Origin of the sequence: Agrobacterium sp. M50-1, from assembly GCF_049843495.1 — a bacterium.
Classification (GTDB): domain Bacteria; phylum Pseudomonadota; class Alphaproteobacteria; order Rhizobiales; family Rhizobiaceae; genus Agrobacterium; species Agrobacterium radiobacter.
The window spans coordinates 82,671-101,154 of the sequence record NZ_JBBHZH010000005.1; the positions used below are offsets into that span (position 1 = coordinate 82,671).

Here is an 18,484-nt window from a genome sequence, read left to right on the forward strand (position 1 = left end):
CATAAGATCGGCGCAGCCATTGGCCGCGCCGCATAATGCCGGGACGTATCCGTCAGCCAGCGACTTGTTTCTTTTCCGGCAGCGCCGCAGGCTCGAAAGTCTGACCTTCGATGGCAGCCGGAGTGGATTGAGGACCGCTGGCGACGCCATAAGGCGCAAGCGGTGTGCAAACGACCGAGTTCAGCGCCTTGGCGATGTCGATACCTTCCTTGCCGCCGCCGCCATTGGCGTCGATATGCATCATGTCGCGCATGCAGAGCTTGTTCGGTTCGACGCAGCGGTTGAGGATGGCGCTGTAGAGTTCCGGATCGACCGAAGCGAAATATTGCACGGGCTCACGCTCGGAAGGCTTGGCGAATTCCAGATATTCCTGCCGGCCGAAGCCCTTGCCGCCTTCCTTCGCCTTCGCAACCCACTGGTCGAAGCCCTGCTGGCTCAGACCATGGAACTTGAAGCGCATGTGGGAGAAGCCGGGGCCGGAGAAGTTGGCCGAGAAGCCGTCATAAACGCCTTCCTTGTTGATGACCGCGTGCAGCTTGGTCTGCATGCCGCCCATGGCGTAGATCTGGCCGGCGAGCGCTGGAACGAAGAAGGAGTTCATCGCGGTCGTGCCGGTGATCTTGAAATTGATCGGAACATCGACCGGAGCGGCGAATTCATTGACGCTGCCGATGCCAAGTTCGGGGTAGAAGAACAGCCACTTCCAATCCATAGCCACCACTTCGACGGTAATCGGCTTGATGTCGGCGGTCACCTGGCGGTTCTCATCGATACGTTCCAGCGGGCGGTAGGGGTCGAGACGGTGGGTGGAAATCCAGGTCACGGTGCCGAGCATCAGGATGATGGCGACCGGAGCCGACCAGATCACCATTTCAAGGCGCGTGGAGTGGTGCCACTCGGGATCATAATCCTCGGCTTTCCCCGATTCGCGATACTTCCATGCGAAGAACAGCGTCAGGGCAATGACCGGGACGATGATGAGCAGCATCAGAACCGTGGACGTGATGATGAGGTCGCGCTGCTGAATGGCGACATCGCCCGAAGGGTTCATCACCACGAGGTTACAGCCGCTGAGAAGCAGCAGAGCCGGGATTGCCAGAAGGGCGGATAGGATTTTTTTGATCGTGCGCACGTTCTTTGAACTCGTACAGTTTGGATTATGCCGCGAATAATTGCCGAACATCATTTTTCAAATGAGGTATATTGTCGCGGTGCAGCGAAACCTTCGCGATGCACCATGTCTCGGGCAGAGCTGCGTTTGAGGACGGAGCGTGTGCATTATCGCATGGTCGGCTGACTGGGCAACCCTTTATTGCCAAACTTCAATTGACGTTACGTAGGGTGCGTGTGACAATCCGTCGCATCGTAACGCAACGGAAGAGGAGCCGGCGCGTTACATGAAATGGTTCGTCCATGACGCAGGAGGGATATTATGAGTTATACGAATGCTGCTCCATCCTTTGGGCAGGCGCCGGAAGCGAACGGACATGGGGCCGGTCCCGTCAAGGTCGATCCGGATCGCATCACGATTGCAGTCATTCTCGCGAGAATGACGGAGTTTTTTGACTTTTTCATCTATGCCATCGCCTCCGCGCTCGTTTTCCCGCATGTCTTCTTTTCCTTCGTCGATCCGCTGACGGCCACGCTCTATTCCTTCGCGGTTTTCTCATTGGCCTTTATCGCAAGGCCGATCGGCTCGCTGATCTTCCTCCAGATCGACCGCAAATTCGGACGCGCCGTGAAGCTGATGGCCGCCCTCTTCACGCTCTGTGGTTCCACCATGGCGATCAGCTTTCTTCCGTCCTATGCGGAAGCGGGCATGCTTGCCCCCTGTCTTCTGGCGGTATTCCGTATCGGCCAAGGCCTTGGACTTGGCGGCGCATGGGATGGCCTCGTCTCATTGCTCGCCATGAATGCACCGCCCAAGCAGCGCGGCTGGTACGCCATGATGCCGCAAATTGGCGCGGCCATGGGTTTCGGTCTCGCCAGCGCTTTCTTCATCGTGTTCGTGACGCAGCTTTCCAATGCGGAATTCCTCGCCTGGGGCTGGCGTTTCCCCTTCTTCGTGGCGCTGGCGCTCAATGTGCTCGCGCTCTTTGCCCGCCTGCGCATGATCGTGACACCGGAATTCCAGGCCATGCTTGAACAGCATGAACTGGAGCCGCGCCCGATGTTCAAGATGCTGCGTTCGCAGTTTCCGGTGGTCGCCACGGGTGCCTTCGTGCCGCTGGCGAGCTTTGCGCTCTTCCATCTCGTCACGGTCTTTCCGCTGAGCTGGGTTTCGCTCAACACCAGCCAGCGTGTCTCGGATTTTCTGTTCGTGCAATTCGTCAGCGCCATCATCGCCGGCGGCATGATCGTGGTTTCAGGCATACTGGCCGACAGGATCGGCCGGCGGAAGCTCCTGGCTGTCGCGGCGGTGCTGATCGGGCTCTTCAGCCTCGTGGCCCCCGTTCTCCTGAGTTCGGGCGATATCGGTCGCTATCTGTTCGTGTTGATCGGCTTCTCGTTGCTGGGTCTGTCCTTCGGTCAGGCGGGTGGTGCGCTCGCCTCCCGCTTCAGCCGTGAATACCGCTATACCGGCGCATCGCTCACCTCGGATATTTCCTGGCTGATCGGCGCTGGTTTCGCACCGCTTGTCGCACTCGGATTTTCGTCCAAATTCGGCCTTTTCGCGGTTGGCATCTATCTGATGTCGGGCGCTCTTTGTACCCTGATTGCCCTCTGGTTCAGCCGTACGCTGGACATGCCGTCTGAGTGATCTCGGCAATTTAAAAATCCCTGCAGCCATCGCGCCGCGGAATCCTGTCGGATTTCGCGGCGTTTTTGTTTTTTTATTGCGCAAGGCCGATTTTAATCTTGACTCGGTCGATCATGAAATATTATGTAAGCACTACTGACATAATTCAGTGTATCTCACCGCCGGAAAGTCGGCCATCAGGGAACGCGATGCGAACGACGACGATCATTATTTGCGAGAAAGCGGCCATCGCCGCCACGCCGTTTGCCGGCCGCAAAACGACCGTTCGCGCCATTAAACGCCGATAAGCAGAAGAAGAGGAGCAGCCAGGTCGCCTGCGGCTCCGCCCGCAGAGTGCCGGTTGCCGCGCCGGATTTCGGGAAACGAGGGTGATGCCGCGCGAAATGCGCAACGAGAGGAGAGTGCCTTGAGTGTGACGGAGCAAAAATTCGGCCTTTACGATGCCGCTTTTGAAAAAAGCAGCTGTGGCGTCGGTTTCATCACCCGCAAGGATGGCGTGCAGACACATGATGTATTGAAGCGCGGCCACGAGGCGCTCTGTGCCGTGCCGCATCGCGGCGGCATGTCGGCGGAAGGTGTCGGTGACGGTGCCGGCGTGTCGCTCGACATCTCGCTCTCCTTTTTCCAGAAGCTGACGGGCAACGATACCTTGCAGGCCGGCCGGTTTGGCGTCGGCAATTTTTTCCTGCCGCAGAACCCAGCTTTCCATGAACAGGCGGTTGGCATTATCGGCAGCGCGCTGCAGCAGCAGGGGTTTTCGATCCTCATCGTCCGCGATGTGCCGGTAAATGACGCGGCCCTCCGCCCGGCTGCCATCCCTTACCAGTTGCCGATCCGGCAATGGGTTTTTTCGGCTCCAGTGGAATGCGCAACTCTCGTCGAATTCGACTGGCGCATCCACAAGGCGCTGCTTGCCATTGAAGCGCTTGCCTATACGGTGCCGGAACTCACCGGTTTTTATCCGCTATCGCTCAGTGCGCGGACGCAGGTGCTCAAAGGGCGTCTGAACTCGCACGAGGTCATGCCCTATTTCTGCGACCTCACCGATCCGCGCCATGAAGTGCATACGATGTATTTCCACACGCGGTTTTCAACCAATACCGATCCACACCCCTCCATGGCGCAGCCTTTCCGCCTGATGGCGCATAATGGTGAGCTCAACACCGACAAGAAGAACCGGTTGTCGGAAGCGGCCGTGGCGCTGGCGAAGAATGCCAGCATCGTCAGGCCCAAGGGCCAGTCGGACAGCTGCCGGCTGGACCAGACCTTGCAGGCGCGGGTGATGGAGGATGGTCTCGACCTCGTCACCGCCGTCGTCTCGATGATGCCGCCGGCATGGGAAAACGACGACACCCTGTCGCCCGGCGTGAAGGCGATGCTGGAATATTTCTCGCTCTATGAAGAGAAGAATGACGGCCCGGCCGCGCTGATTTTCGGCGACGGCACCATCATCGGCGCCCGTCTCGATCGCCTCGGCCTGCGCCCGCTGCGCACCGTCGAGACGGAGGATTATCTCTGCGTCATGTCGGAGGCGGGGCAGATCGCCTTTCCGGCCGAAAGCGTCATCCGCCGCGGCCGCATCGAGGCGGGCGGCATGCTTTATTACGACCACGCCGAACGTCGCGCCTTTTCCACCGTCGAGGCGTTGGAGCTTCTGGCAGCGCGGAGGGACTATCCGGCGCTGCTGTCTGAATCCCGGGTAATGCTTGATGATTTACCAGAAGTGTCCGCCGAAAAGCAGGGCTCGCCGCTTCGTTACAATGGCGATCTGGAACGGCATCAGCGTTACGTCGCCTATTCGCACAATCAGGAAAGCTTCAAGTTCCTGATGGACCCGATGCTGGCGTCGGGCGCGGAAAAAATCTCGGCCATGGGTTATGGCAACGCCATCAACGCGCTCTCCGATCAGGAAGGCGGGGTTGCCAAATATTTCTCGCAACGTTTTGCGCAGGTCACCAACCCGCCGCTCGACAGCATTCGCGAGGCCGACGGCATGACGCTGCGCGTCGCTCTCGGTGCAAAGCCGAACAGCGGCGCGAAGAAGGCTCGCCAGATCGTCGTGCGCTCGCCGATCCTGACCCACCTCGATATGCTGCGCATTCGTGAACAGCCCGAGACGCCGGTTCGCCGTTTCGAGATGCTCTATACGCCAGTCCTCGATGTCGCAGATGCCAACGAAGCGGCCTTGCGGCAGGCAATCGACGGTCTCTGCGACGAGGTCGTGGTTTTCGCGGCGCAGGAAGGCGGGATTGCCGTCATCACCGATCGGCATGTCTCGGCAGGCCGCGCGGCTTTGCCTATGATCATGGTCGTCTCCGCCATCAATCAGCGACTGATTGAAGAAGGTCTGCGGTTGCGTGTTTCGCTGATCGTTGAAAGCGGGCAGTTTTCCTCCTCGCATCACATTGCGGCGAGCCTCGGCTTCGGCGCTTCGGCCGTCTATCCGCTCGGCGTGCAATTCCGCGCGGAGGAGAAATTTGGTGCTGATGCCGACAAGGCCTTCAAGCGTTTCGCCAAGGCGGCTGAAAAGTCGCTGATGAAGACCATGGGCAAGGTCGGGCTGTGCACGGCGGAAAGCTATATCGGCGGCGAGTTCTTCGAACCGAACTTCCTCGATACCAACGATCCGGTGCTGAAGTGCTATTTCCCGAATGTGAAGACCCCGGTCGGCGGCGTCAATTTCGCCGTCATCGCGCAGGCGGTGGCCGATTGGCATCGGAAGGCGCTTTCCGTGAAGGGGGAAAATGACATTCCCCTGCTCGGTCTTTTCAAGGAGCGCGCCGAAGGTGCCGGCCATTCCTATGGCACGACGGCCGTTCGCGGTTTTGTGGACATGACGGAGGAAAAGATCGGTTTCGACAAGGGAACCGACAATGAAGAGGCACTGCGCCTCCTGCCGCTCAACCGGCTGGAAGACGCTTTCGGTCTCAACGATGCGGCCTATTATCACAACAGCTTCGACCGGCTGACCCCGGAGGCGATCGACGCCTTCGAGGTAACGCCTGGTTACCGTGCCTTCGCCCGCATGATGGCCGAAGAAAGGGCGCGCCGTCCCGCCGCCCTGCGCGATGTTCTGGAATTGCCGGCCGATGTGACTTTCGCCGGTTCGGCAGAAGAATTCCGCCGGGAAATGGGTCGCTTTTCCCGGCATGGCAATAACAGTTTCATGGTGCGCGGATTGCTTTGCGAGAGCGCGGGAGACGGTGCGTTCCGGCTGCAATTGACCGGCCCGCACGGTCATGAACTTGCCCGGCTTGCCGCACTCGGCCAGTCATTGCTCGACCGCTTCGGAACTGATATCCCCGGCCATTGGCTGGAAGGGGGCGCGCTGCTGGTTCAGGCGAAGGGTGAGGCATTTACCTACCTTTCTCTCATCCATACCGCGCCGGCAGGCATTCCGCTTGATGCCGTGCAGAAAGCCAGTGAGATCACAAAGACCCTCGCATCGGGCGCCATGAGCCATGGCGCACTGGTCGCGGCTGCCCATGAGGCGGTGGCGCATGGCACCAATATGGTCGGCGGCATGTCCAATTCGGGTGAGGGCGGCGAGCATATCTCCCGTTACGGCACCATCCGCGCCTCGCGCATCAAGCAGTTCGCCTCGGGCCGCTTCGGTGTCTGGGCCGGTTATCTTGCCGATCCGATGCTGGAGGAAATCGAGATCAAGATCGGCCAGGGCGCAAAGCCCGGCGAGGGCGGGCAATTGCCGTCTCCCAAGGTGACGGTGGAAATCGCCGCCGCGCGTGGCGGCACTCCCGGTGTCGAGCTTGTCTCGCCGCCGCCGCATCATGATACCTATTCGATCGAGGATCTGGCCCAGCTTATCCACGACGCCAAGGCGGCGCGCGTGCGCGTCATCGTCAAGCTGGTCTCGTCGGAAGGCATCGGCACGATTGCGGTCGGAGTCGCCAAGGCAGGTGCGGATGTCATCAATGTCGCCGGCAATACCGGCGGAACGGGGGCTGCGGCCGTCACCAGCCTCAAATATACCGGCCGTGCGGCGGAAATCGGTATCGCAGAAGTGCATCAGGCGCTTTGCGCCACGGGCCTCCGCGCCAAGGTTCTGCTGCGTTGCTCCGGTGCGCACCAGACGGCGAGCGATGTGGTGAAATCAGCACTTCTCGGCGGCGACAGTTTCGAGTTCGGCACCACGGCGCTGATGATGCTGAAATGCGTGATGGCGAAGAACTGCAACATCAAGTGCCCCGCCGGCCTCACCACCAATCAGGAAGCTTTCAACGGCGATCCGCGCGCGCTGGCGCAATATCTCATGAACATCGCCCATGAAACGCGCGAGATTCTGGCCACACTCGGGCTGCGCTCGCTGCGTGAGGCCCGGGGCCGTTCCGATCTTCTTCACCTTCTCGATCATCCGGCCAGCGTCGGCCAGCTTGACCTCCGGGCGATGCTTGCCGTGGTCGAAGAGGTGAAGATCGACAGCCCTGTCTATATGGAAAAAGACTTCGCGCTTGATGATGCCTTCATCGAACTCGTGCGCTCGGCTCTGATCGACAGCAGACGGGAAAACATCGAGCTTGGCGGCAATCGTTTCCTCAATAATTGCAACAAGAGCGTTGGCGGCCAGCTCGCCGTTGATATCGAGCGCATGCTGAACCATGAGCTTTCCGATGAAGAGGTGGATGCGCTTCCGGCGGTGAAGCGGGATAGCCGTGGCCGCCGGTTCCTTGAGGCTGGGTCGGTGCGCATCGATACTTCAGGGTCGGCCGGGCAATCCTTCGGCGCTTTCTGCAATGACGGCATGATTATGGTCCATACCGGCACCTGCAATGACGGCGTCGGCAAAAGCGCCTGTGGTGGCACCATCGTCGTGCGCTCTCCCGGCGGTGGATCGGAAGAGGCAGGCGGCAATGTGCTGGTCGGCAATTTCGCGCTGTTCGGCGCCACCGGCGGCCGCACCTTCGTGGAAGGGCAGGCCGGTGACCGTTTCGCAGTGCGCAATTCCGGTGCGACCGCCGTGGTCGAAGGCGTGGGCGATTTCGCCTGCGAATACATGACCAATGGCGCGGTGCTCAACCTTGGCAGTTTCGGCAAGGGTTTCGGCAACGGCATGAGCGGCGGTTTCGTCTATCAGTATGATCCCTATGGCGATCTGCCGAAGAAGGTCAGCCACGATTCGATCCTGCTCGGTTCGATCACCGGTGAGGACGAACAGGCCGCGATCCACAATCAGGCCGTCCACCAGCTTTTGACCTGGCATGTCGCAGAGACCGGCTCGGCCAAGGCCGCATGGCTGCTGGAAAACTGGGAGAGCGAACAGCACAATTTCGTCTATGGCATGCCGCGCGCCCTGCTGCTTTATCAGGATAGCGATGAAATTCTGAAGGCGAAGCCCCGCAAGGAGCTGCTGGAGGAACTGGCATCTGCGCTTGCCGCCCATCAGGTGCGGAAGTTCAAGCTCGCTTACCGCGACCGTAGGGCCGTTGTGAACGGAACCGTACCGGGTTATGGCGAGACGGACACGGAGGACATGTATGCGCTTCTCAACAACTACACGGTGTTGAGCATGGCGCAGGCCATCGCCCTGCAACGGCTGCCGCTGGCATCCGGCCCTTCTGATCCCGCCGTCGAAAAAGCCGTGCGCAATCTCATCCTCACGGAAGATTATGCGCTGATGCAGCGGCTGCTGAAATATGCGCGCGAGGCGCTTTCCGACCATAGCGACGAACAGCTTGCAGTGATGATCGCCGCCAAGCGGCTCGACGATTACAAGCAGGCGCTGGCGCGCCGCAACATCTGGTCGGTGGACAGTCCCGGCACCTATGGCTGGATCATCAAGCAGAACCGGAAAAACATCGAGAAGATCGGCCGCCTGCCGGGCTTCGAGGAGCTTTTCGCGGCCCGCGCCATTCCCGACCTCGCCATTGCATCCAGCCACAGGGCAGCATGATGAAGATACCTTATATTCCCGAAGATGCGCCCTTCAATGGTGATCAGCGCGCATGGCTTTCCGGTTTTCTGGCCGGGCTCCATTCCCGCGCCGCCATAGGTCTGGAAACATCTGTTGCCGCCGCTGCCCCGAAGGCGGCGACGAGCGTGCTGAATATTCTCTTCGGCACACAGACTGGCAATGCCGAGGCCTTAGCGATGGATATCGCCGTCGTAGCGCGTGCGCAGGGCATGCGGCCGGTGGTGGCTGCGCTGGATGATGTCTCGATGGACGGTCTCAGTGTCATGAAGCGGGTCATCGTCGTCACCTCGACTTACGGCGAAGGTGAAATGCCTGACAATGCCCAGCTTTTCTGGGAAGCGCTTGCCGCGGATACCGCCCCGCGTCTGGACGAGATGAATTTTGCCGTCCTTGCGCTCGGCGATACCGGTTATGACGGCTTCTGCCAGGCGGGCAAGCTCATCGATATGCGGTTCGAGCAACTTGGCGGCAAGCGGATGAAGACGCGTATCGACTGCGATATCGACTTCGAGGATGCGGCCGCCGCATGGATCGGAGAGGCCCTGCCGCTTGCGCTTGCTGTCGATGGCGGCAATGCGGCAGCCGTCATGCCCGATGCCGCCGAACCGACCGTGCCGGCAAAACAGGGCTGGAACCGCAAGAATCCCTATTCGGCCGAGGTGAGCGTCAATCGCCGCCTGTCCGGCTCCGGTTCGTCCAAGGAGATTCGTCACTACGAATTCGATCTCGGCGAAAGCGGCCTCGGCTATGAGGCGGGTGATGCTCTGGGCGTCCTACCCCTCAACGACCCGAAACTTGCCGGCGCGCTGCTCGAACATTTCGGAGCAGCTGCAGACAGCGAAGTGGCCGGGCTGGACCGGCCGGTTGGTGATGCGCTTCTCAACATGTTCGAGATATCGACTCCCTCGCGCGAACTGGTTGCCGAAATCGGCAAGCGTGCGGGGCATGAAGAACTCAACCACATCATTGCAAACGGAGACAGGGAACAGCTGGCGGCCTTTCTCTGGAGCAAGGATATTCTCGATCTCATCAATCTCGGTGGAAAGCCGCTATTTGATGTCGCCGAATTCTTGACGTTCCTGAAGCCGCTGCAGCACCGGGCCTATTCCATCTCCTCCAGCCCCCTGGTTGCGAAAAACAGTGTGCATCTGACGATTGCCAGCGTTCGTTATCGAGCCGAGGGCCGTGAGCGTGGCGGCGTGTGCTCCACCTATCTCGCCGACCGGGTGGAGGCTGGGCGGAATGCCGGAATTTTCGTCTCGCCGAACAAGTCATTCCGTGTGCCGCAGGACAATGATGCGCCTGTTATCATGGTGGGACCGGGCACGGGTATCGCGCCCTTCCGGGCATTTTTGCAGGAACGGCAGGCGCGCGGCGCCAAGGGCAAGAACTGGCTGTTTTTCGGTGATCAGCACCGGCAGTCGGACTTCATCTATGAAAATGAACTTGCCGACATGAGCCGCGACGGTGTGCTGACCCGTCTCGACCTCGCCTTTTCGCGAGATCAGGCGGAGAAGATCTATGTCCAGACCCGCATGCGGCAGAACGGCAAGGCGCTCTATCAATGGCTTGAAGAGGGCGGTTATTTCTACGTGTGCGGCGATGCGACCCGCATGGCGAAAGATGTCGATGATACCCTGCACGGCATCATCAGCGATGAGGCCGGCATTTCTGCCGAAGCGGTAAGCGATTATGTGAACCGGCTGAAGCGCGAAAAACGCTATCTACGCGATGTCTATTAGGCGTCTTGATAAGGAGGCCGCCCTCAGTGCGCTGATTGGCTCAGCAATTGGTGCAGGCGGTCTCGGCGTCACGTTGCTTGAAGAAATAGTCCCGACCGATCGTGATTGATTTCACTCCGGAGGAGGTTACGTCGGGCATGAACATCAGCAATTCATGCGGGATGGAAAGTTCGACATGGATGAGAAAGGTGTTTTCCTGCAGCAGGCGGGTTGGAACGGTGACCAGTGACCCCACCGCATAGGGTCTCAGATTCTTCTCATCCCAGGACCAGGTAATTTTCGCCTGTTTTTGCGCGTCGATCTTGATGCCGCTGATCTTCAGTTGCAGACCCTTTGTGCTGTAGGGCGCAAACACTGCGGCTGCAACATCCTGCATGCCTGTAAGATAGGCTTTGTCGACAGAACCTGTTTTCGATATCAGGTCGTTGATCGTGGCAGTGGCGCTGCTCGCGCGCTTGTAGGTGTTATAGCCGATCGTCAATTCGAACGAGGTCAGATAAAGCGCGAGCAATATCGGAAAGAGGATCGCGAACTCCACCGCGCCCACGCCGCGCTTGTCTTTGGCAAAGCGCGAAACGAGCGCCATCAAGCGCCGCTTGCTGTTTGCTGCACCGGATATCAGTCCCGCCATCATAAGCCCCCGCTCGTGATGTATTTCTCGTTCATGAACGCACTTGTCGCGACGATAAGGAAATGTGAGGGCATCGATCCGTCGGCCGGACGTACTTTGGTCAGGTATGGCCGGATGATATCGGCGACCACACGCCAGCGATAATAGACGCGCAACATGTTAATGGTCTCAGGTCCGCCCGGCTTGAAGCCGAATTGAGCCGTGTCGAGGTCGTAATATTCGCCATAGGCCTTCAGGGGTATCTTGGTCGGGATATCCTTGAAGGTGGTGAAGGAGCGCAGGTCGACATAAAGTTTCTGTTCTTTTTGGATCTCATCTGCCGAGCAGGTGATCATCACAGAGACTTCATTGCAGAAGTTTCTTCGGAAGTCTTCCTTGGAAATCGAACTGCTTATCTGTCCGGTCCTCAGACGCCGGGCCATGTTTTCAGTGGCATTGACGACCACCTGTTCAGCCATCATGGCGATGAAGGTTTCGATGATCGCAAAAACAACAAGAAAATAGGGGATGGCGAGGATTGCGAACTCGATGGCCGCTGTCCCGTCGCGCGAGACTCCGAATTTTTCCAGCAATGGCTTCAGTCTGGCCAGTCGCATGAGGTGGTGTCTATCTCTAAGAATATGCGGCAAGCGCAACCGTTGAATTTGTTGCGGACCATAACCACCCCGATGTTTAAATTCAGTTACTCCAACGAATTATACTTTAGTGATTTCCGAAATTGATACGACCCGCAATATAAAAGCCCGGCACATGGCCGGGCTCTTGTCGAAACTGAAAATGAGCGATTATTCCGCATCCGCTCTGGAGAGAACCTCCAGCGTCGGCGTGGAGGTGATGTTATAACCGCAGTCGACATAGTGGCACTCGCCGGTAACACCGCGCGACAGACTGGACAGCAGGTAAAGTGCCGATCCGCCGATATCATCGATATCCGCCGTCCGCCGAAGCGGCGCGTTTTTCTGGTTCCATGCGTAGATCGCCCGCGCATCCGAGATGCCGGCGCCCGCCAGTGTACGCACCGGGCCAGCCGAGATAGCGTTGACGCGGATATCGCGTGGACCGTAATCCGCGGCGAGATAGCGAACGGAGGCCTCAAGCGCCGCCTTGGCGACACCCATGACGTTGTAGTTCGGAATGACGCGCTGCGAACCATTGTAGGTCAGTGTGAGCATAGAGCCGCCGTTCGTCATCAGTTCGGCGGCGCGCTTGGCGATTTCCGTGAAGGAGAAACAGGAAATGACCATGGTGCGGCTGAAGTTCTCCCGCGTCGTATCCGCGTAGAGACCCTTCAGCTCATTCTTGTCGGAAAAGCCGATGGCGTGGACGATAAAATCCAGCGAGCCCCATTTTTCGCGGATCGTTGCAAACAGGGCGTCGACCGAGGCGATATCCTCGACATCGCATGGTACGATGAAATCGGAGCCGAGTTCGGCGGCGAGCGGTTTCACACGCTTGCCGAGCGCTTCGCCCTGATAGGTGAAGGCGAGTTCCGCGCCCTGCGCCGCAAGCGCCTTGGAGATACCCCAGGCGATCGAGTGATTGTTTGCGACGCCCATGATGAGGCCGCGTTTACCCTGCATGATGCCGTTCATTGGCAATTATCCGTTATGACGCTGGAAGACGAGCGTGGCGTTGGTGCCGCCGAAGCCGAAGGAGTTGGAAAGGATGGTGTCGATCTTGGCGTTGTCGATGCGGCTGCGAACGATCGGAACACCCGCAAATTCGGGATCGAGTTCGGAAATATGCGCGCTTTCGCCGATGAAGCGTTCCTGCATCATCAACAGGCCGTAGATCGATTCCTGCACGCCCGCAGCGCCCAGCGAGTGGCCGGTGAGCGACTTGGTCGACTGGATATGCGGGATCTTGTCGCCGAAGACTTCCCGGATCGCGCCGATTTCCTTGCTGTCGCCAACCGGCGTCGAGGTGCCGTGGGTGTTGATGTAGTCGATATCGCCCTTGACGGTAGAAAGCGCCTGCCGCATGCAGCGGATCGCGCCTTCGCCTGAGGGAGCCACCATATCGTAACCGTCGGAGGTAGCGCCGTAACCGACGATTTCGGCATAAATCTTGGCGCCGCGCGCCTTTGCATGTTCCAGTTCTTCGAGAACCAGAACGCCCGCACCGCCGGCAATCACGAAACCGTCACGGTTGACGTCATAGGCGCGCGAGGCAACGTCCGGCGTCTCGTTATATTTGGACGACATGGCGCCCATGGCGTCGAAGAGGTTGGACATGGACCAGTCGAGATCCTCATGGCCGCCCGCAAACATCACGTCCTGCTTGCCCCACTGGATCATTTCAGCGGCGTTGCCGATGCAATGCGCCGAGGTGGAGCAGGCCGACGAGATGGAATAGTTGACGCCGTGGATCTTGAACCAGGTGGCGAGCGTCGCGGAGGCTGTGGAGGACATGGCCTTCGGCACGGCGAAGGGGCCGATGCGCTTCGGGCTGTTGTTCTTCAACGTGATATCGGCGGCTTCAACGATGGTGCGGGTGGAAGGACCGCCCGAACCCATGATGATGCCGGTGCGCTCATTGCCGCTGATATCGCTCTCTTCGAGACCGGAATCGGCGATCGCCTGCTTCATGGCCACATGGTTCCACGCGCCACCCTGCGACAGGAAGCGCATGGCGCGGCGGTCGACCAGATCGGTCGGGTCGAGAGACGGCTTGCCCCAGACCTGGCATTTGAAACCGTGTTCGGCAAAATCCGGCGAGAATGAAATGCCGGATTTGGCATTGCGCAGGGATGCGGTGACTTCAGCGGCATCACCGCCGATGGAAGAAACAATACCGAGGCCGGTGACAACAACTCGTCTCATGAAAGGGACCTTTTCTTAAGATTTCGGCTGGACGACCGAAGCCGCCCGGCGTTTGTCAGGACTATTCCGTCTGCCTCAGGCAGCCTTTTCCTTCGACAGGCCTACACGCAGGTCCGTCGCCTGATAAATGGTTTCGCCGTCCGCCTTCAGCCAGCCGTCGGCGGTGCCGAGCACCAGACGGCCGCGCATCACGCGCTTGAAATCAATACCATATTGAAGAAGCTTCGTGTGAGGGCGAACCATGCCCTTGAATTTCACTTCGCCGGTTGAAAGCGCCATGCCGCGGCCTTCTTCGCCCAGCCAGCCAAGGAAGAAACCCGTCAGCTGCCACATGCCGTCGAGGCCGAGGCAGCCCGGCATGATCGGGTTGCCCTGAAAGTGGCAGGGGAAATACCAGTCGTCGGGGCTGACATCGTATTCGGCACGGATGAAACCCTTGTCGAAGGCGCCGCCGGTTTCGGAAATTTCAGTAATGCGATGGACCATGAGCATGGGGGGCAATGGGAGCTGTGCATTTCCCGGGCCGAACAATTCGCCGCGACCGCAGGACAGGATCTCCTCATAATTGTAACTTGATTGCCTCGTTGCCATACCGCTTTCACTTCCCCAGTTACTGGTGTTGATCGACTTCACTAGAGCAAGTTAGGTTCAAAATGAAGCGCTGCAAGGGCAGAGGCCGCTCGGGCGTCATTCTTTGTCTTCGAACCTTCTTTGCAGAAGTCATTACCTCAATATGCCGTCCGCATACAGGAACCATCCGGCTGGAACCAGAGGAAATTTGCAAGAATGGCCGGTTTGCCGCCATTTGCCGCGCCTGACGGCGCTGAAACTATTGAAAGCGCTCGCTGCAAAAGATATATGCTAATGCAATTGATGAGTTTTACTCCTGTGCTCGGAATGGGATTGCATGGCATTTGACGCCACATTGGATATCGGAACAAGGCTGCGGCGCTCGGGGCTGCGCCCCACGCGGCAGCGTGTGGCTTTGGGTGATCTTCTCTTCGCAAAGGGCGATCGCCACCTGACGGTCGAGGAACTGCATGATGAGGCGGTCACCGCCGGTGTGCCCGTTTCTCTCGCCACGGTTTACAACACGCTGCACCAGTTCACCGAAGCCGGTCTCATCCGCGTTCTCGCTGTGGAAGGTGCCCGCACCTATTTCGACACCAACGTGTCCGATCACCACCACTTCTTCGTGGAAGGCGAGAACGAGGTTCTCGATATTCCTGTCAACAATCTCCAGATCGACAATCTGCCGGAAGCACCCGAAGGCATGGAAATCGCCCATGTGGACGTGGTCATCCGCCTTCGCCGCAAGCGTGGCTGAAGCTCTTTGTCCGATAGCGGATGTGAAAATGGCGCCCATGGGCGCCATTTCTGTTTTCAGCAGTCATTCTATATGTCACTTCATGACATCCTCCGGCCGCCTGCCTGGCTTGGCCTTGTAGGGCGGGAAAGTCCAGCCGAAGATCAATGCACCGGACCGGATGCCAAATGCCGTCAGGAAACCCGCCGCTGATGCGGCATAAAGCGGTGCGCCGAAAAAATAGACGACAATGAAGGTGGAGGAGCCCAGAAGCGCGCAGGTGATGTAGATTTCCGGGCGCAGGAGAACGGAAGGCTCCCCGGCGAGAACATCGCGCAACACACCACCGAATGTCGCCGTCAAAACGCCGGTAACGATGGCAACGGTTGCTGAGCCGCTGGCCGCAAGCCCCTTGGCTACTCCCATCACACAATAAGCGGACAGGCCGAGCGCATCGAGCCAGATCAAAACCCGGTAGCGGGATTCGAACAGATGCGCGGTAAAGAACAGCAGCACCGCCACCGAGACGCAGACGAGGATATAGGTAGGGTTTATCACCCAGAACACTGGCGTCCTGCCCAGCACGAGATCACGCACCGTGCCGCCGCCGATGCCGGTCGCGGCTGCGAAAAACAGGAAGCCGATCAGGTCGAGCTGCTTGCGCGAGGCGGCGAGCGCGCCGGTTGCGGCAAAGACGGCGACGCCGGCATAATCGAGAAAACCCAGAAGCGTCATGAAAAGGTTCCCCCCGGAAACACGGGCTGCGAACACGTCAGTGTCGCGCAAGCACTAAACTCTAGGCTGGCCGCCCGGATGATCGCAACATCCATAACCGAAACGGATGCAAAGGAAAATGCCGTGCGAATCGCTCTCGTTGCCGCTCTTCAGGCGCTGGTTCTCTTGACGTTTCCGGTGACGCTATCGGCGCAGCAGCAGCTGGTGAGTGACCCCGAGATTTATGAAAAGGACCATTTCCGCAACGAGTGCAAGGTGGCGGCCTTCGGCGACGATTTCGTCACGCGGCTGGATATCAACAATGACGGGCTGATGGATGCCGTCGTCAATCATGGCGTTCTCGATTGCGATGGTGAAAAAGGCCGTGCCTGCGATGACGAGGGATGCCCCTATAATTTTTACGTCCAGGTGAAAGAGGGCGGTTATCTGATGATCGCTACGGCCCGGATTTACGGTTATGATTTCATCAAGCGTTTCGGCAACATGGTTTTCGTGCTGAAGATGCATCCGCGTTATTGCGAGCGTACCGACAAGGAACCCTGCCTGATGACGGTGCGGGTGCGCGGCACGAAATTCGTTACCATTTCGCGAAAGTGACGGCGACGATCTTCAGGGCGTAATCCGCCGGATTTTGACCCTTTGATTGTAGCGCTGCCGAAGCGAGCGCGGAATGATGAGGGTGGCGATGGCGACGGCGAAAACCGTGGCCGCAACCACCCACAGGGCATTGGACTGCAGCGTGGCGGCAAGAACCGCTCCACAGATCGCGCCGCTGATCATGCCAAGCCAGGGCACGATCTGAATGCCCCAGTCGAGGCTCCGTTCGCCGAGAAGAAAACGGCCAATGCCACGCCCGAAGCGGGAAAGCGCGCCGGTCACATAGGTAAGGCCGATCGGCAGCCCCTCTATATGCTCGACGGCGGCGTTGACCATTCCCATGGCGAAAACGACGCAATAAAATTGCACGAGAGCGGAAGCTTCACCACCGAGCAGTGCGGCAATGACCACCAGCGATCCCACCGCCATCAGAACGGCAAAGATGCGCCGGTCGAACTTATGCGCTACCACGATGCCGCCGGCATTGCCCGCCACGAAGGCGATGATCGCGAAAAGCAGTTTTGCGGCATGGGAATAGAGACCGGCCTCCATTGAGACTGCGGCGCGCGTGGTATTGCCCGTCATGAAGGACACGAAGTCGCCTGAAATATGCAGGCCCACCGCGTCCGTCATGCCGGCGATGAAGGAGATGGCGGCAACCAGCGCAATTCCGGTTCCGGTCCGCCTTGCCCTGATGATACTGCGACGTCTTTGTCTGGTCATGGAAAAGCTCGGTATGGAAAAACAACATACCCGTGCACGGGCCGTGTTATCCTATGTGTAGAATGCCGGGCGGTGTGTTTGCAATCGTTCTGGAGGCGCTCGGGAGCGGCTATTTTGTCTAGACAAATACAAAATCCCTGCCTACCATGCCTCAAATAAAGCGAAAAACAACATCGCACAAAAATAAATCAAAAGGGGTTCAGATCATGAAAAAAACGTGGGTTCTCGCCACTATTGCAGCGCTCGTGTCATCCGCTTCCGCCTATGCCGAGACGTCGGTAACGATCGGCATGTCCGGCTGGACCGGTTTTGCGCCGCTGACACTTGCAAAGCAGGCCGGCATTTTTGAAAAGAACGGCCTGAAGGTCGATATCAAGAAGATACCGCAGGCGAGCCGCCATCTTGCCCTTGCATCAGGTGATATCCAGTGCGCCGCCACCACGGTGGAGACATGGATCGCCTGGAATGCCAATGGTGTGAAATCCACGCAGATTTTCCAGATGGATAAATCGCACGGCGCCGATGGCATTGCCGTGCGTAGCGACGTGTCCAAGATTGCGGATCTCAAGGGCAAGACGGTTGCAGCGTCTGCGCCGGGCACGTCGCCCTATTTCTTCCTTGCCTGGATTCTCAAGGAGAATGGCCTGACGCTCAAAGACGTCAAGGTCGTCAACCTTGAGCCGGGACCGGCCGCGCAGGCATTTGTCGCCGGTCAGAACGATGCGGCCATGACCTATGAGCCCTATCTCTCCACCGTGCGCGCCGCCCCCGATAAGGGCAAGATTCTCGCGACGACGCTGGATTACCCCGCCGTCATGGATACGTTTGGCTGCACGCCGGATTTCCTGAAGGCCAATCCGCAGGCGGCGAAAGCCCTGGCGGATAGCTATTTCCAGGCTCTCGACCTCATCAAGTCCGACCCTGAAAAGTCCTATGAGACAATGGGAGCGGATGTGAAGCAGGCGGGCGAGGCCTTTGCCGCTTCGGCAAAGTTCCTCGAATGGCAGGACAAGGCCGCCAACCAGAAATTTTTCGAGGGTGAGTTCAAGACCTTCTCTGAAAAATCGGCTGATCTGCTTCTGGAAATCGGCGTGATAAAGTCGAAACCCGATCTTTCGACACTCGCGGATACTTCCTTCATCAAGTGACAGAAAAAGGCGGCCGCATTCCCAGCGGGGAATATTGCGGCCAAAGATAAGTGAGAGCGTCGATTTGTGCATCACGACAGGCGCACGGCG

At 58.7% G+C, this 18,484-nt stretch carries 14 protein-coding genes; 6 read left to right on the plus strand and 8 right to left on the minus strand.

From position 1 onward, the window contains the following. Positions 1 to 52 precede the first annotated feature (52 nt). A complete protein-coding gene (gene cyoA / locus WDZ78_RS13710; RefSeq protein ID WP_051091646.1) occupies positions 53 to 1,183 on the minus strand; it encodes a ubiquinol oxidase subunit II in 1,131 nt (376 codons plus the stop codon). A 249-nt stretch (positions 1,184 to 1,432) separates the two neighbouring features. Between cyoA and WDZ78_RS13715 the strand changes: the two genes are divergently transcribed. The 3 genes from WDZ78_RS13715 (at position 1,433) to WDZ78_RS13725 (ending at position 10,432) form a co-directional block, all read left to right on the plus strand. Next, on the plus strand, positions 1,433 to 2,761 hold the full coding sequence (locus tag WDZ78_RS13715; RefSeq protein ID WP_020011236.1) for an MFS transporter: 1,329 nt from the start codon (positions 1,433 to 1,435) through the stop codon (positions 2,759 to 2,761). Between the two features lie 406 nt (positions 2,762 to 3,167). Then, positions 3,168 to 8,669, plus strand: coding sequence for a glutamate synthase-related protein (locus WDZ78_RS13720; RefSeq protein WP_425673328.1), 5,502 nt, complete (start codon positions 3,168 to 3,170; stop codon positions 8,667 to 8,669). Beyond that, the gene (locus WDZ78_RS13725; protein WP_425673329.1) at positions 8,666 to 10,432 is read left to right on the plus strand and encodes a diflavin oxidoreductase; all 1,767 of its coding nucleotides are present in this window, start codon (positions 8,666 to 8,668) and stop codon (positions 10,430 to 10,432) included. Before WDZ78_RS13720 ends, WDZ78_RS13725 begins: the two co-directional genes overlap by 4 nt. A gap of 40 nt (positions 10,433 to 10,472) precedes the next feature. On the opposite strand, the gene WDZ78_RS13730 is transcribed toward WDZ78_RS13725, so the two are convergent. The 5 genes from WDZ78_RS13730 to fabA form a co-directional block, all read right to left on the minus strand. Then, a complete protein-coding gene (locus WDZ78_RS13730; RefSeq protein ID WP_020011232.1) occupies positions 10,473 to 11,066 on the minus strand; it encodes a TadE/TadG family type IV pilus assembly protein in 594 nt (197 codons plus the stop codon). After that, entirely contained in the window at positions 11,063 to 11,659 is a 597-nt protein-coding gene (locus tag WDZ78_RS13735) for a TadE/TadG family type IV pilus assembly protein (RefSeq protein ID WP_187772998.1), read from the minus strand. The genes WDZ78_RS13730 and WDZ78_RS13735 overlap by 4 nt, the downstream gene beginning before the upstream one ends. Positions 11,660 to 11,848: 189 nt before the next feature. Then, positions 11,849 to 12,655 (minus strand): enoyl-ACP reductase FabI, encoded by an 807-nt coding sequence (gene fabI, locus WDZ78_RS13740; RefSeq protein WP_425673330.1) that lies wholly within the window; start codon positions 12,653 to 12,655, stop codon positions 11,849 to 11,851. A 6-nt stretch (positions 12,656 to 12,661) separates the two neighbouring features. After that, positions 12,662 to 13,885 carry a beta-ketoacyl-ACP synthase I gene (gene fabB, locus WDZ78_RS13745; protein WP_020011229.1) on the minus strand — a complete coding sequence of 408 codons (1,224 nt, stop codon included), beginning with the start codon at positions 13,883 to 13,885 and terminating at the stop codon, positions 12,662 to 12,664. 75 nt (positions 13,886 to 13,960) lie between these two features. Beyond that, positions 13,961 to 14,476, minus strand: coding sequence for a 3-hydroxyacyl-[acyl-carrier-protein] dehydratase FabA (fabA, locus tag WDZ78_RS13750; protein ID WP_003507274.1), 516 nt, complete (start codon positions 14,474 to 14,476; stop codon positions 13,961 to 13,963). Positions 14,477 to 14,792: 316 nt separating this feature from the next. On the opposite strand from fabA, the gene irrA reads away from it, so the two are divergent. Then, positions 14,793 to 15,212 carry an iron response transcriptional regulator IrrA gene (gene irrA, locus WDZ78_RS13755; protein WP_003507276.1) on the plus strand — a complete coding sequence of 140 codons (420 nt, stop codon included), beginning with the start codon at positions 14,793 to 14,795 and terminating at the stop codon, positions 15,210 to 15,212. 75 nt (positions 15,213 to 15,287) lie between these two features. On the opposite strand, the gene WDZ78_RS13760 is transcribed toward irrA, so the two are convergent. Further along, positions 15,288 to 15,926 carry a trimeric intracellular cation channel family protein gene (locus WDZ78_RS13760; protein WP_425673331.1) on the minus strand — a complete coding sequence of 213 codons (639 nt, stop codon included), beginning with the start codon at positions 15,924 to 15,926 and terminating at the stop codon, positions 15,288 to 15,290. 78 nt (positions 15,927 to 16,004) lie between these two features. Between WDZ78_RS13760 and WDZ78_RS13765 the strand changes: the two genes are divergently transcribed. Continuing rightward, positions 16,005 to 16,523 carry a hypothetical protein gene (locus WDZ78_RS13765; protein ID WP_020011226.1) on the plus strand — a complete coding sequence of 173 codons (519 nt, stop codon included), beginning with the start codon at positions 16,005 to 16,007 and terminating at the stop codon, positions 16,521 to 16,523. 12 nt (positions 16,524 to 16,535) lie between these two features. Here WDZ78_RS13765 and WDZ78_RS13770 read toward each other — a convergent pair whose 3' ends face one another. Then, positions 16,536 to 17,246, minus strand: coding sequence for a YoaK family protein (locus WDZ78_RS13770; RefSeq protein WP_020011225.1), 711 nt, complete (start codon positions 17,244 to 17,246; stop codon positions 16,536 to 16,538). Positions 17,247 to 17,452: 206 nt separating this feature from the next. Between WDZ78_RS13770 and WDZ78_RS13775 the strand changes: the two genes are divergently transcribed. Further along, the gene (locus WDZ78_RS13775; protein ID WP_020011224.1) at positions 17,453 to 18,394 is read left to right on the plus strand and encodes an ABC transporter substrate-binding protein; all 942 of its coding nucleotides are present in this window, start codon (positions 17,453 to 17,455) and stop codon (positions 18,392 to 18,394) included. Positions 18,395 to 18,484: the final 90 nt, after the last annotated feature.

Bases quoted from the DNA above. Each gene is read 5' to 3' on its own strand.
- WDZ78_RS13775 (WP_020011224.1), top strand. From the start codon at position 17,453: ATGAAAAAAACGTGGGTTCTCGCCACTATTGCAGCGCTCGTGTCATCC.
- fabA (WP_003507274.1), bottom strand. From the start codon at position 14,476: ATGGCAACGAGGCAATCAAGTTACAATTATGAGGAGATCCTGTCCTGC.
- WDZ78_RS13770 (WP_020011225.1), bottom strand. From the start codon at position 17,246: ATGACCAGACAAAGACGTCGCAGTATCATCAGGGCAAGGCGGACCGGA.
- fabB (WP_020011229.1), bottom strand. From the start codon at position 13,885: ATGAGACGAGTTGTTGTCACCGGCCTCGGTATTGTTTCTTCCATCGGC.
- cyoA (WP_051091646.1), bottom strand. From the start codon at position 1,183: ATGTTCGGCAATTATTCGCGGCATAATCCAAACTGTACGAGTTCAAAG.
- WDZ78_RS13730 (WP_020011232.1), bottom strand. From the start codon at position 11,066: ATGATGGCGGGACTGATATCCGGTGCAGCAAACAGCAAGCGGCGCTTG.
- WDZ78_RS13715 (WP_020011236.1), top strand. From the start codon at position 1,433: ATGAGTTATACGAATGCTGCTCCATCCTTTGGGCAGGCGCCGGAAGCG.
- fabI (WP_425673330.1), bottom strand. From the start codon at position 12,655: ATGAACGGCATCATGCAGGGTAAACGCGGCCTCATCATGGGCGTCGCA.
- WDZ78_RS13765 (WP_020011226.1), top strand. From the start codon at position 16,005: ATGATCGCAACATCCATAACCGAAACGGATGCAAAGGAAAATGCCGTG.
- WDZ78_RS13760 (WP_425673331.1), bottom strand. From the start codon at position 15,926: ATGACGCTTCTGGGTTTTCTCGATTATGCCGGCGTCGCCGTCTTTGCC.
- WDZ78_RS13725 (WP_425673329.1), top strand. From the start codon at position 8,666: ATGATGAAGATACCTTATATTCCCGAAGATGCGCCCTTCAATGGTGAT.
- WDZ78_RS13735 (WP_187772998.1), bottom strand. From the start codon at position 11,659: ATGCGACTGGCCAGACTGAAGCCATTGCTGGAAAAATTCGGAGTCTCG.
- irrA (WP_003507276.1), top strand. From the start codon at position 14,793: ATGGCATTTGACGCCACATTGGATATCGGAACAAGGCTGCGGCGCTCG.